Here is a 12,657-nt window from a genome sequence, read left to right as displayed (position 1 = left end):
TCGTGAATGTAACGAATTGGGCAGCTTTACTTCAGCTTCAGGCACTACAGTCCATATCTAATGCACGCAGCAGCTCGGACACTCAGAATACGGAAAGCCCGCTTTCAAGTTTTAGCTCTTTGCTCAGCCAATATACAAACGGTCTGGCATCTCAGCAATCAGCACCTTCTTCATCGCCAAGCCCGCTCAGCATGCTGAACAGCGCGAATACAACAGCGCCGTCACTGCTTTCAGCGTATGGGCTCAACTCATATACGAGCAGCAATTCAGGTTCAATCACAAAAGCGGCAGAAAACACCGAAACAGCTGCTGCAGATTCAGCTTCAAACAAACATGAAGCAAATCAGATCAGTTCGGGAGACTTCTCCGTTGACAGTGCGATTAAAAAAGCCGCTGATAAATATGGCGTCGATGAAAAACTGATTCGTGCCATCATCAAGCAGGAATCAGGCTTTAATGCAAAAGCGGTCAGCGGAGCAGGTGCGATGGGCCTCATGCAGCTGATGCCATCAACAGCAAGCTCACTAGGCGTTTCCAACCCGCTTGATCCGCAGCAAAATGTGGAGGGCGGAACGAAATATTTAAAACAAATGTTGGATAAATACGACGGCAATGTGTCTATGGCATTAGCGGCTTACAACGCCGGACCGGGGAATGTTGACCGGTACGGAGGCATTCCTCCTTTCCAAGAAACGCAAAACTATGTAAAAAAAATAACTTCAGCTTATTACGCGTAACCAGAGGGCTCCCCCTCTGGTTTTTTTGCGAAGTGAAATCTTACGCATTCCTGATTTTTATGTGATATGATATGAAATACAAACCCCGGCTGTCAGCCGAAATGAGTTATCATACGCAAAAAAGGCAGTTTGTTTGTAGAAATGATGCCTTGTTGCTAAAATAAACCTAGATGAAACAATGAAATACAGAAAATTACTTTTTGCAATAGGATTTATGATTCCTATTAGCCATATTTAAAGGAGTAGTCAACATGGGACAATCGTTTAACGCACCTTATGAAGCGATTGGAGAGGAACTTCTATCGCAACTTGTTGATACTTTTTATGAGCGTGTCGCGTCTCATCCTTTGCTGAAGCCGATTTTTCCGAGCGATTTGACAGAAACCGCCAGGAAACAGAAGCAATTCTTAACTCAGTATTTAGGCGGGCCTCCTCTTTATACTGAGGAACACGGCCATCCTATGCTCAGAGCAAGGCATCTTCCCTTTCCAATTACAAACGAGAGAGCTGATGCGTGGCTCAGCTGTATGAAGGACGCAATGGACCATGTAGGGCTGGAGGGCGAAATTCGCGAGTTTTTGTTTGGCCGCCTGGAGTTGACAGCAAGGCATATGGTGAATCAAACGGAAGCGGAGGATCGATCATCTTGACAAACTATCAGCATGAGCTATACTTCGCCCATTGCCACGGTCATCCAAAAAAACCGCTTGAGATTTATATGTTTGTAGACCCTTTATGTCCTGAATGCTGGTCCTTAGAGCCCGTCATCAAAAAGCTGAAAATTAGATACGGACGTTTTTTCACCTTACGTATTATCGCTTCCGCAAGCCTTACCGCTTTAAATAAAAAGCGAAAAAAGCATCTTCTCGCAGAAGCATGGGAAAAGATCGCGAGCCGCTCAGGCATGTCGTGTGACGGCAATCTCTGGTTCGAGCAAGATCAGCCGCTTTCATCACCTTATATGGCTGCTCTCGCTTTTAAAGCAGCCGAATTGCAAGGAAGAAAAGCCGGTATGCAATTTCTCAGAAATATGCAGGAGAGCCTATTTGTTTCAAAGAAAAACATCACCGATGAAAATGTGCTTTTGGAGATTGCTGAAAATACAAGTCTCGATCTTGAAGAATTTAAAAAAGATCTGCATTCTCAAAGCGCGGTCAAGGCGCTTCAATGTGACATGAAAATTGCTGCTGAGATGGATGTTTCTGTTAATCCGACACTGACGTTCTTCAATACGCAGCATGAGGATGAAGGGCTTAAAGTTCCTGGAAGCTACTCATATGATGTATATGAAGAAATTTTATTTGAGATGCTTGGCGACGAGCCGAAGCCGTCGGAAACACCGCCTTTAGAATGTTTTATTGAATATTTCCGCTTCGTTGCCTCGAAGGAAATTGCTCTTGTGTATGACCTGAGCCTTGAAGAGGTAGAAAAAGAAATGAAAAAATTGGCGTTTGCTAAAAAGGTTGCCAAAGTGGAGGCCAAACACGGAATGTTTTGGAAGTCTCTCAGCACTTATTCTGATGAATATCAATCATGTGAAAAATAGCCGCAGGCGTGCATATGCTTGAGGCTGTTTTTTTTGCGCTAGAACCAAACATATGTTCTAAATTTAATACTAAAGAAACCGCGCCGGGATAAGCGCGGTTTCATATGTCTTAACGACAACAAAGGGGATGGGAGAAATTTTTCACGGTCAAACAAAGGGGTAATGTTTGTTTGTGATCAATTTCACATCCTTATGATAACAAAAGATGTCGACTTTTGACAACCTCTATGCTTAATGTTCATATTTTTGTCACAAAACATAACGGAGTCCATTCACTCATATCCTTATAAGGAAAAAGGACGAGGAGGACCGCCATGATGTCTACTTTGATCTCGATTGTGTGCATTGCCGTTTTTTTCTGTCTGAATATCCTAGGCATGATGCATATGTTGCCGCTTTATATTACCTCTCCTCTGCTGTTTCTGTCTATTTTGTTTACCCTCTACCGCTTGAATCACCGGAAAACCTTTAAAGGGTTTTAAAAAAGCCTGTGCGTCATTTCCGCACAGGCTTACTTTTTTAAGACTGCTTGACTTTCATCAGCAGCTCTTCCATTTCATCGAGTTTTTCTTCAAACATTTTGCAAGCAGCTTCGATTGGCTCTGGAGACGTCATATCAACGCCCGCTTTTTTCAGGACATCAATCGGGTATTGTGAGCTTCCCGCTTTCAGGAAGTCAATATAACGGTCAACCGCAGGCTTCCCTTCCTTCAAAATCTGGCTGCTTAATGCTTGGGCAGCGCTGTACCCCGTCGCATACTGATACACATAGTAATTGTAATAGAAGTGCGGAATCCGCGACCATTCAAGGCCGATTTCCTTATCAATCACCATGCCGTCTCCGAAATACTTTTTATTCAGATCGTAATAAACATTTGTCAAAAGCTCAGGTGTAAGCGGCTCGCCTTCTTGCGCCTTTGTATGGATCAGATGTTCAAACTCGGCAAACATCGTTTGTCTGAAGACCGTTCCCCTAAAGCCTTCAAGCATATGGTTGAGAATATATAAACGCTGTTTTTCATCCTCTAAATTATTCAGCAGATATTCGCCAAGAAGCGCTTCATTTGTCGTAGAAGCAACTTCTGCGACAAAGATGCTGTAATTGCCGTATGGATATGGCTGGTGCTTTCTCGTATAGTAGCTGTGTACGGAATGTCCAAACTCGTGCACGAGCGTAAAGAGATTATTGACGTTATCATGCCAGTTCATCAAAATATACGGATTCGTGCCGTAAGCTCCTGATGAATAAGCGCCATTGCGTTTTCCTTTATTTTCATAAACGTCCACCCAGCGGTTTTCCAGTCCTTCTTTTAGGATAGAGGCATATTCCTCCCCTAAAGGTGCGAGGCCTTTCAGCATGTAATCTTTGGCTTCCTCGTATGTCACCTTCATCCCCGCATCCTTCACAAGCGGTGTATACAGATCATAGATATGCACTTCATCAAGCTCTAGCACTTTCTTTCTCAGCGCGATATATCGGTGAAGAAGAGGCAAATGCTTATTAATCGTCTTCACGAGGTTATCGTATACTTCCTCAGGAATGCTGTTGTTAGAAAGCGCAGCCTCACGCGCTGACTTGTACTTTTTCACTCTCGCGTAGAAGTTGTCCTTTTTCACAGTGCCGCTTAGTGTCGTGGCCATTGTGTTTTTATATTGTCCGTACGTTTTATACACTGCGTCAAACGCATTTTTGCGGACTTCGCGGTTTTCACTTTCCAAGAAGTTAATAAAGTTGCCGTGTGTGATCTGTTTTTCATTCCCATCTTCGTCTTTAATGGACGGGAACGTAATATCTGCGTTATTTAACACGCTGAATGTATTTGAAGATGATCCTAATACCTCGGAAGCCTCAGCAAGCAGCGCTTCTTCCTTCTCGCTCAGCACATGCGGACGTTCTTTTGTAATCTCCTCAATCGCATGAGAGTACAGCTTTAATTCTTCTTTTTCAAGAATGAACTGCTGCAGTTTGTCTTCTTCTATGGATAAAATTTCAGGAACCAAATAAGCTGTCGCGCTTGCGGCCTGTGTATACAGGTTTCCCGCCTTGTCATTCAACCCTTGGTAAAAGGAGTTCCCGGTATCCTGGTCAGAGCGCATATGCGCATATGTGTACAGCCTTCCCAGCCGCTCCATCACTTTATCTTGGTACGTAAGAGCCTCGTATAAATGATCAGCTGAATCGGCCAGCTTTCCTTTATACTTAGATAAATTCGGAATTAATTCTTTTACAGCTTGAAATTCTTTATTCCAGGCCTCATCACTAGGAAAAATATCCTCAAGTCTCCATGTGTCTTCTGCCTTTACCTCACTTCTGTCAGGCAGTTGATTTGCTTTTTTTTCCTCAGCCATGGTGATCCCCCTCGTCTTCTTTGATTCAAGCCAATTGAAAAAGCAACTGTTTCTCAATAAACTTGTGTTGTGAATATCTTCCGGTTTTTCACTGCCTTTTGTCAAATCATATGCAGTAATGAAGAGAACGAATGCCAAAAAAGCAGTAAAAACACGAAAAACCTTTCCTTTTGTGCCGTTCACAGCCAGCCCACCACCTTTGTCTTAGGGTGAGCCAAATCAGACAAACTCATTCTATAAAACAGCTGCGGTCTCTTTCTATGAGATCCTGCATTGAGCGAATGCCATCTGCAGGCTGGTTCAGCACATATACTTCTTTCTGAGTCTCCCTTAAAAATCCCTTCTTGCACAAAAAATCAATGTACTGTTTAACAGCTTCTGAAAGCCACTCTTCGCTGCATTCGAATCTGAGTGCAATGTTCTTTTTATGAATGTACAGTTTGCATTGCTGTAAAACGGCTGAAAAACGAATTGGCGCATGTTTCTCTCCAAGATCCGTGATAAACAGGTAAAGAAACCCCTGCCACACAAAAACCGGACTCTTAAAAACTGCCCCTTTTACAACAGGAACAAACACTTCAGTCGGCAGAAAAGAAAAGGGCGTCTGCCGCTTCTCATAAAACAGCTGCTTAAGGCGATTTGTTTCCTTTGAGTTAAACCGGTGGGGTTTATGGCGAAAACGGTGAATCGCTTTCGTCCAGCCTGAATATTGAATTGAGGATTTCGATTTGGTGAAAAATAGATCGTCTATACCTGCCTGATGGATAGGGATCGTTTGGACTGAGGAATAAGAATGGGTTGTGTAGAATGGAATGATGTGGCTGAGCCTGAAAAAAGAACGCCTTTCCGGACAATAACATATCAGTTCTCTGTATGGATTTGCATTGATAAACTGCCAATGAAAAGCTGAAAGCTGATAAAAGGACGCAGCAGTCCGTTGTAACCGGCTGCGGCCCATAATCCACTGCGGGATGATCCCTGCTTGTTTGAAGCCCTCTGTCCGCTTTTGAAAGACATCCGGACTGATCGTGGCGCATTGATATTCAACAGCAAGCATACGCTCCTTGATCCTTGCCAAGACGTCCGGTCTTTGGTTGATTTCCCTAATATACGGTTCCAATATGGGAGAAGCCTTTTGTGTTTTCAGCCATACGTACAGCTGTCTTTTTCCTTCTAAATGGTAGGCGCTTTCCGGTTCTATGTCTATGGAGCAGGACTTGTTCTGTTTATGGGCGAAATGCGGCGCTTTTTGAAGTCCGAGCTTCACAGCAAGCTCTTCTCCGCATACCGGACAGAAGAATCGTTTCCGCTTTAATTTTTGGCTTTGCTGAGCGCCTAAAAGGTGAAACATTTGACCGTCTTCAGTCACAGCACTAAACAATTGTCATCTCTCCTTTCCAGATGAGGTATACTTTCTGGATAAATTGATCAACTCCTGTTCGCTGTATTTTCGCTTGTACGTATGTTTTCGATTTTTCACATCTTAAAATGGCATTTTAGTGCATAAAAAAACCGATTTCCGGAAAGAAATCGGTTTGCTATGATGCAAAGTGTTTTTTTATCGTTTCTAGAGCATGCTCTGAAATAATCAGCTTGCCGTACTCTTTAAGACGGTGTATGCTGATTGAGGATTCATTTGCGTACTCCAGCAGGATGCTTAGCTGATTTTCAACCTCTTCATCAGTCATATTGCAAAAATCCACATATAAATAATATCGGTTCTCAAACGAATATAAAGTCGTTTTGCTTCCGTTAACGTTCAAATTAGATAGAGAAATAACATCCTCAAAATCGCCAAATCGCAAGACAAATTGAAGCTTTTGCTCCTTCTCTTCCTGATTGATGGCCTGCTCTTCTTTCTGGAAATCATCCAGCAAGGCGTCAAGGTCCTCAGATGCTGGTTCTTGCTTTTTATCCTCAGGAATCGGCAGTTCGAGCTTTTGTCCGTCTTTGGAAAGCTGGGCTTTTGTGACGATGATTTCTAATCCTTTGTCAAGCGCCTGAACTTGAATCCAAAGAGGGCCTTCCACAGCGAATTCCTCTTCTTCATGAACTTCATCCATGACTTCCCAGAACAGTTCTTCACTGCGCTCACGGTTATACCAAATTTCTTCTCTGTCAAAACCGCGATCTTCAATATCTCCGTAAGACATATAAAATTTTACTGTATGCTCGTTAATTCTTTCAATTTCCATTTGCCAACCTTCCCTTCTATATAAGATGTTGAAGGGACATCTAAGCTCCCGATTAATTGTACTTTACTACACTTTACCCATTCCGTCCACATCTTAACCTTAAGCAAGGCCAGTGTGAATTCCTTTGTATTTCTATTTTATGATAAAACAGTCACAAAAGAAATAAAAATGCACCTTTGCCTAAAAAACGGCAGTTCAGGCTGCTGATATCATAAAATGCGGCCTGTCTCATATAGTAGTAGTACAAGCGAAGGACTGAAAGCGAGGTGCCGATTCATGGAGCATGACTATCTGATTTCTCTGCTTGTAATTGTTGGGATCGACCTGATCCTTGGCGGAGATAATGCGGTCGTCATTGCCATGGCCAGCAGACATTTGCCGGACAAGCAAAGACAGCAAGCTATTATTCTCGGAACATTTATAGCCGTTGCCATGAGAATCGGATTAACAAGTGCAGCAGTATATCTTTTGAACATTCCGTTCTTGCAGTGCGCCGGCGGAATTTTCCTGCTGTATTTAGGATATCAGCTGCTGATCGAAAAAAAGGATACGCAGCACATTAAAAGCAGCACCTCTTTGTGGAGAGCGATACGAACGATTGTGCTTGCAGATCTCTTTATGTCGCTGGACAATGTCATCGCAGTTGCAGGAGCATCACACGGTGAGTTTTCTCTCGTCGTCATAGGTTTGTGTGTATCGGTTCCGGTTATTATTTGGGGCAGCAAACTCATCCATATTGCACTAGGGAAAATACCGCTTCTGATTTACGCGGGAAGCGGGCTGCTTGCTTATACTGGCGGAGAAATGATTGTCAGAGACAAAAAGCTGTCACTTTTTATGGCGCAGCACGGCACAGTCGAAACACTCCTCCCCATTTTGACGGTTGCCTTTGTCATTCTTGCGAGCATTTATTACCAGCAGGTTGAAAAATAAAAGGAGGCTGATGACTCAGCCTTCTTTCAGCGTGTCGACAAACCTTTGCATTCGTTGTCAGACCTACGCGTCGGTGCTCACGAATAAACATATTCGTTGTGCTCCAATGCTCGGCCTTCCTAGACTTCAAAGGTTTTCAATCACGCTGAACTGAAAAGGTAACAAAATCCTAAAACAAAAAACCGTTTTAGGATTTTGTCAACTATCTAAAAAAGAAGGCTGATGACTCAGCCTTCTTTTGATGATACGATCTATTAGTTTGCCAAACGCTGTGCTTCTCTTAATTGGAAAGAGCGAACTTTTCTTGGCAGGAAACGTCTGATTTCGTCTTCGTTATATCCGACTTGCAAACGTTTTTCGTCGATGATGATCGGACGGCGAAGCAAACCTGGATGCTCGTTGATCAAGCGGTACAAATCTTGCAGCGGCATAGATTCAACGTTCACATTGAGTTTTTGGAATACTTTTGAACGGGTTGAGATGATTTCATCTGTTCCGTCCTCAGTCATTCGAAGAATTTGTTTTATTTCATCAATTGATAAAGGTTCAGAGAAAATGTTTCTTTCTACAAATGGAATCTCGTGCTCCTCGAGCCACGCTCTCGCCTTTCTGCATGAAGTACAGCTTGGTGATGTGTATAGTGTAACCATTCATCTTCACTCCTCTAATTAGTAGGATGAACATCTATTTTATTCTTAAATTGAAATTACTCTAAAAAAGGAATCTTTACAGGTATTATACTATAAAAAAGTAAGTGTGAACAGTATCCTAAGAAAAAAATGTGTCAATCCAGCAAATTTTTAATGTTCATGATATGTTCTTATTCTCAATTAGCTTAACTGATCGAAAATATTTTTTTGTTTTTCTTCATCGATGATTTCCAAGACTTCATCCGTTTTTTCGTACGATTCTCCGTACCATTTCTCATCTTTATAAGTATGAATGTTTTCATATGTCTGTTTCATGGCTTCAAGAATTTCTTCTTCTGATTCTGTTTTCGGTGACCAGTACAGAATCTCCATCTTGTTTACTTCATTCGTAGCCAATGACCGGCGACGGTACCCAATTGACTGAGCATGCTTGAAATGCTCTCTTTGATAAAACCTCAGGCGTTTTTCTGTATCAGTATCATCTTCATCAACAGGTTCCACCTCGAGCAATATGGGCTTATTTTTCTTTTTCAGCTTTGCGATCAATTTGCCGCCAAGCCCCTGCCCTCTTGCATCCTTAGATACATACAGATAATCAACGAAAATAAAAGAATCGAATTCCGCAAACATTAAAATATGATGTTTGCCTTCATCTTTATGATAAATATCGCTTCGCTCTTTCAGAAGAGCTTCCATATGCGCTTTTGATTTCATTTCTTCAATTGGAAAGTACTCGCTAAGCTTTTCATACCAGTTCATTGATTTGCTCCTTATGAGTTCATTGTCTTCATACTTTTAGATATACCCCATTTCTTCTTGTTTAAACAGCCTTACATCTATAAAGACGTACGAACTTCCGCCATGGTTTCATTTTTTTTCAGAATGAACGGAGCCAGCTGCTCCGTTTATTCTGAAGTGCATCTCATTGAATCCGGTTTTCCCGCCTGTAATGAACAAGCCGGGGCTGTGCCAGTGCAATCAGAAACGTCATGATATATAATGCAGCAGCTGCAATAAAAGCTGTTTTCGCACCAGCCGCATCAGCCACTAATCCCATAATGGAGTAGGTGACGCCTGCCCAAGGAGTTAAAATTGCATTTTTTGCAGCCATGATTCCGATACGTTTCTGTTCGGGAATAACCTCCTGCAGCATGGTTTCCTGGCAAATATCACGCACCTGATAAAAAGGCCCCATTGCGGCACAAGCCAGCGCGCATAAAAACGGGATTGTAGAAATTGAGAACAGAAGGGTCAGCGCCGCCATCACAAGCGAGCAGAAAATAATAGCGCAGCCCATGTTCCGCTCAAAAAAAGCAGAAAAACGAATCGCAATCACACTGCCGACAATGGCACCTATAAAATAAGAAGCGTTAAACATCCCCCACCACGCTTCTGTTTCATGCAAAACAACCGCAGTAAAGGCGAGAAGAATAGCAGACGACCAAACAGAACCCGCCAAAGCTTCTATCATGTCCATAAAAGTAATGTCTCTTACAATAGGAATAATCATTAAATCCTTCCATATACTTCTGCCAGATGCTTTTTCATCTGTTTCATCAGTCGTTTTTTCATTTATATGAAGCCCCTTGAGGGAAACTCCCGAAAGAACAAACAGGCAAATGGCTGCACCGACAACGACTTCAAAAGGGACGGCGTACGTCAGAAGGCCTCCAAGGCCCCAGCCTGCTGTTAAGAACAATTGATTCGAGAGGGAGATCACGCCATTCGCTTTTACATAGTGCTCTTTTGGAACAATAATCGGCAACAGCGCGAATCTTGCCGGCTGAAAAAAAGCGCCCGCGAAGGAAAAACAGAACACAAAGAGCAGCGTAATCCAAAAGAATGCCTGTCCGTGATGAGTGACACTGTATGCCATCAGGATTGTAAAGACCGCTCTCAGCAGATTTGCGCCCGCAAGCACCTTTTTAAAACCGAGATTGCGAAGCACCGGAGAGACGCAAAAGCTTGCAGCTATACTTGCAAACGACATGAACGATAATACGAGTCCAGCCAAAAAAACGGAGTCAGTCATTTGATAAACACGGACCATTAAAACGATTGTGACAAGGACTCCTGCTAAGGATTGAAGAGATTGAGACAGCAATAGCGCAAAAACATTTTTGTTATGCAAAAATTGAATCGTATTTCGCCTCCGCTATTTTCCTCTAATTGTAAATGTTATCATTCTCACTTTCTATGAGGACGCAAAAAAATCCTTCAAGAGATTTCTCTTGAAGGATTGATGAATCATGAAAAAGCTTTAAATTCGGCTTCCGTGCACATCACAAAATGTCCCGGTTTGACTTCACGGAATTCCATCGTTTCCCCATCTTTTAATTGATGGACGGACGGATCATATTTCTGGCGGACGCGATTTCTCTCATAGTCTGGATCAGGAAGCGGAATCGCAGAAAGCAATGATTTTGTATACGGGTGAAGCGGATTTTCATAAAGCTCATCTGCCGGCGCAAGCTCAACCAGTTTCCCGAAATACATGACTCCAATACGGTCACTGATGTATTTGACCATCGATAAATCGTGGGCAATAAACAGGTATGTGAGCCCTTTTTCTTTTTGCAGTTCTTTCATTAAATTCACGACCTGCGCTTGAATGGATACATCCAAAGCGGAAATCGGCTCATCCGCGATAATGAATTCCGGATCAACAGCAAGCGCTCTGGCAATCCCGATTCTTTGGCGCTGGCCGCCGGAAAATTCATGGGGATAGCGGTTCGCGTGTTCCTTGTTCAATCCCACTGTTTCCAATAGTTCATGAACCCGCTGCATCCGCTCTTTTTTCGTTTTCGCCAGCTTATGAATATCAAGCCCTTCAGCAATAATATCAGCAACTGTCATTCTCGGATTCAGGGACGCATATGGGTCTTGGAAAATCATCTGCATTTTGCGGTTGAATTCCAACAGTTTTTTCCGCGATTTTTTCCCGTGCACATTTTCGCCGTTGAACAGCACCTCACCATCGGTTGCTTCGTACAGCCGGATAATGCTTCGGCCTGTTGTCGATTTACCGCAGCCAGATTCACCAACCAGCCCTAATGTTTCACCTTTATAGATATCAAATGATAAATCATCTACAGCCTTAACCGTTCCTCTCGGCGTGACAAAGTGCTGTTTTAAATGTTTGATTTCTAATAGTTTTTCAGTCAATTTATTCACCTTCTCTCACTAAGACAGGTTTTTCGTACGTGTTTGCCAGTTTACGCATTTTCGCTTTTACCGCTTCAGGCGGCTCTACCTTTGGCGCGTCGGGATGAAGCAGCCACGATTTGACATAATGAGTATCAGATACCTTAAACATTGGCGGCTCCTGTTCAAAATCGATTTTCATCGCATAAGGGCTCCGCAGGGCAAAAGCATCTCCTTTTGGCGGGTTTGTCAAATCAGGCGGCGTGCCCGGAATGGCAGTCAGCTCTTCCTCTCCTGAACTTTCCAGTGTCGGCATGGATGCAAGTAGCCCCCAAGTATACGGATGTCTCGGATCGTAGAAAATTTCGTCTACCGTACCTGTTTCTACAATCTGTCCCGCGTACATGACAGCGACCCGGTCAGCAACGTTTGCCACAACACCAAGATCGTGTGTGATAAAGATGATGGACGTGTCAATTTTCTTTTGCAAATCCTTCATCAATTCCAGAATTTGCGCTTGAATCGTTACATCAAGTGCAGTGGTCGGCTCGTCGGCGATCAAAAGCTTCGGATTCGCCGCAAGCGCCATGGCGATGACAACCCGCTGCCTCATACCGCCTGAAAATTCGTGCGGAAATTGGTTCACCCGCTTTTCCGGCATTGGGATACCGACTAATTCCAGCAGTTCAACCGCGCGTTTTTTAGCCGCTTCCTTTGAGATCTTTTCGTGTTTAAAAAGCACTTCCGTAATTTGTTTACCGACCTTCATCGTTGGATTTAAGGAGGTCATCGGATCTTGGAATATCATGCCGATCTCTTTTCCCCGGACATTTTGCATTTCTTTTTCGGACAGCGGCACCAGATCCTTCCCTTCAAACAGGATTTCACCGCGTTTGAAATAACCCGGAGGCATTGGAATCAGCTTCATAATCGCCTGAGAGGTTACACTTTTTCCGGAACCTGATTCTCCGACGATAGCCAGCGTCTCTCCTTTTTCCAGATGGAAATTCACTCCGCGGATCGCTTGGACCTCTCCGCCATATGTTTTAAATGAAATTGCTAAATCTTTTACTTCTAATAGGCGTGTCACCCGTATCACTCCC

At 43.2% G+C, this 12,657-nt stretch carries 14 protein-coding genes and 1 pseudogene; 6 read left to right on the top strand and 9 right to left on the bottom strand.

Annotated features, from left to right (window positions below; all coding sequences use genetic code 11):
* The first annotated feature begins 2 nt into the window (after nucleotides 1-2).
* From cwlQ to ACQXR1_RS17365, 4 genes are all read left to right on the top strand, one after another.
* Nucleotides 3-737 carry a bifunctional muramidase/murein lytic transglycosylase gene (gene cwlQ, locus ACQXR1_RS17380; RefSeq protein ID WP_041521297.1) on the top strand — a complete coding sequence of 245 codons (735 nt, stop codon included), beginning with the start codon at nucleotides 3-5 and terminating at the stop codon, nucleotides 735-737.
* 251 nt (nucleotides 738-988) lie between these two features.
* On the top strand, nucleotides 989-1,387 hold the full coding sequence (locus ACQXR1_RS17375) for a group 2 truncated hemoglobin YjbI (RefSeq protein WP_003232928.1): 399 nt from the start codon (nucleotides 989-991) through the stop codon (nucleotides 1,385-1,387).
* On the top strand, nucleotides 1,384-2,283 hold the full coding sequence (spxH, locus tag ACQXR1_RS17370) for a protease adaptor protein SpxH (RefSeq protein WP_041521296.1): 900 nt from the start codon (nucleotides 1,384-1,386) through the stop codon (nucleotides 2,281-2,283). Before ACQXR1_RS17375 ends, spxH begins: the two co-directional genes overlap by 4 nt.
* 314 nt (nucleotides 2,284-2,597) lie before the next feature.
* A complete protein-coding gene (locus ACQXR1_RS17365) occupies nucleotides 2,598-2,765 on the top strand; it encodes a hypothetical protein (RefSeq protein ID WP_003244944.1) in 168 nt (55 codons plus the stop codon).
* A gap of 37 nt (nucleotides 2,766-2,802) precedes the next feature.
* Here the strand turns inward: ACQXR1_RS17365 and pepF are convergent, their stop codons facing one another.
* Together pepF and ACQXR1_RS17355 are read right to left on the bottom strand one after the other, a co-directional pair.
* Nucleotides 2,803-4,632, bottom strand: coding sequence for an oligoendopeptidase F (gene pepF, locus ACQXR1_RS17360; protein ID WP_168780813.1), 1,830 nt, complete (start codon nucleotides 4,630-4,632; stop codon nucleotides 2,803-2,805).
* 229 nt (nucleotides 4,633-4,861) lie between these two features.
* Nucleotides 4,862-6,013: a competence protein CoiA gene (locus ACQXR1_RS17355; protein ID WP_430772566.1), complete on the bottom strand. Its 1,152-nt coding sequence runs from the start codon at nucleotides 6,011-6,013 to the stop codon at nucleotides 4,862-4,864.
* A gap of 43 nt (nucleotides 6,014-6,056) precedes the next feature.
* Here ACQXR1_RS17355 and ACQXR1_RS17350 point away from each other — a divergent pair.
* A pseudogene (locus tag ACQXR1_RS17350) lies at nucleotides 6,057-6,176 on the top strand (hypothetical protein).
* On the opposite strand, the gene mecA reads toward ACQXR1_RS17350, so the two are convergent.
* Nucleotides 6,171-6,827: an adaptor protein MecA gene (gene mecA / locus ACQXR1_RS17345; RefSeq protein ID WP_430772565.1), complete on the bottom strand. Its 657-nt coding sequence runs from the start codon at nucleotides 6,825-6,827 to the stop codon at nucleotides 6,171-6,173. The pseudogene ACQXR1_RS17350 and the gene mecA sit on opposite strands and share 6 nt — an antisense overlap.
* Nucleotides 6,794-6,934 carry a hypothetical protein gene (locus ACQXR1_RS17340; RefSeq protein WP_134975725.1) on the bottom strand — a complete coding sequence of 47 codons (141 nt, stop codon included), beginning with the start codon at nucleotides 6,932-6,934 and terminating at the stop codon, nucleotides 6,794-6,796. The genes mecA and ACQXR1_RS17340 overlap by 34 nt, the downstream gene beginning before the upstream one ends.
* 169 nt (nucleotides 6,935-7,103) lie before the next feature.
* Here ACQXR1_RS17340 and ACQXR1_RS17335 point away from each other — a divergent pair, with 169 nt between their 5' ends.
* Nucleotides 7,104-7,760, top strand: coding sequence for a TerC family protein (locus ACQXR1_RS17335; protein ID WP_014663533.1), 657 nt, complete (start codon nucleotides 7,104-7,106; stop codon nucleotides 7,758-7,760).
* Nucleotides 7,761-8,014: 254 nt separating this feature from the next.
* On the opposite strand, the gene spx is transcribed toward ACQXR1_RS17335, so the two are convergent.
* From spx to oppD, 5 genes are all read right to left on the bottom strand, one after another.
* The gene (spx, locus tag ACQXR1_RS17330; protein WP_003245483.1) at nucleotides 8,015-8,410 is read right to left on the bottom strand and encodes a transcriptional regulator Spx; all 396 of its coding nucleotides are present in this window, start codon (nucleotides 8,408-8,410) and stop codon (nucleotides 8,015-8,017) included.
* A gap of 180 nt (nucleotides 8,411-8,590) precedes the next feature.
* Entirely contained in the window at nucleotides 8,591-9,169 is a 579-nt protein-coding gene (locus tag ACQXR1_RS17325) for a GNAT family N-acetyltransferase (RefSeq protein ID WP_003244921.1), read from the bottom strand.
* Between the two features lie 163 nt (nucleotides 9,170-9,332).
* On the bottom strand, nucleotides 9,333-10,550 hold the full coding sequence (locus tag ACQXR1_RS17320; RefSeq protein ID WP_430772585.1) for an MFS transporter: 1,218 nt from the start codon (nucleotides 10,548-10,550) through the stop codon (nucleotides 9,333-9,335).
* Nucleotides 10,551-10,657: 107 nt separating this feature from the next.
* Nucleotides 10,658-11,575, bottom strand: coding sequence for an oligopeptide ABC transporter ATP-binding protein OppF (gene oppF / locus ACQXR1_RS17315; protein WP_003239287.1), 918 nt, complete (start codon nucleotides 11,573-11,575; stop codon nucleotides 10,658-10,660).
* A gap of 1 nt (nucleotide 11,576) precedes the next feature.
* Nucleotides 11,577-12,653: an oligopeptide ABC transporter ATP-binding protein OppD gene (gene oppD / locus ACQXR1_RS17310; RefSeq protein ID WP_080488797.1), complete on the bottom strand. Its 1,077-nt coding sequence runs from the start codon at nucleotides 12,651-12,653 to the stop codon at nucleotides 11,577-11,579.
* Nucleotides 12,654-12,657: the final 4 nt, after the last annotated feature.

Source organism: Bacillus sp. ATD (assembly GCF_050585765.1).
Classification (GTDB): Bacteria; Bacillota; Bacilli; order Bacillales; family Bacillaceae; genus Bacillus; species Bacillus stercoris.
The sequence above is the reverse complement of the archived record's forward strand: the minus strand, read 5'-3'. Positions and strand labels throughout refer to the sequence as shown.

Bases quoted from the DNA above. Each gene is read 5' to 3' on its own strand.
- ACQXR1_RS17325 (WP_003244921.1), bottom strand. From the start codon at position 9,169: ATGAACTGGTATGAAAAGCTTAGCGAGTACTTTCCAATTGAAGAAATG.
- ACQXR1_RS17375 (WP_003232928.1), top strand. From the start codon at position 989: ATGGGACAATCGTTTAACGCACCTTATGAAGCGATTGGAGAGGAACTT.
- mecA (WP_430772565.1), bottom strand. From the start codon at position 6,827: ATGGAAATTGAAAGAATTAACGAGCATACAGTAAAATTTTATATGTCT.
- pepF (WP_168780813.1), bottom strand. From the start codon at position 4,632: ATGGCTGAGGAAAAAAAAGCAAATCAACTGCCTGACAGAAGTGAGGTA.
- spx (WP_003245483.1), bottom strand. From the start codon at position 8,410: ATGGTTACACTATACACATCACCAAGCTGTACTTCATGCAGAAAGGCG.
- ACQXR1_RS17335 (WP_014663533.1), top strand. From the start codon at position 7,104: ATGGAGCATGACTATCTGATTTCTCTGCTTGTAATTGTTGGGATCGAC.
- ACQXR1_RS17365 (WP_003244944.1), top strand. From the start codon at position 2,598: ATGATGTCTACTTTGATCTCGATTGTGTGCATTGCCGTTTTTTTCTGT.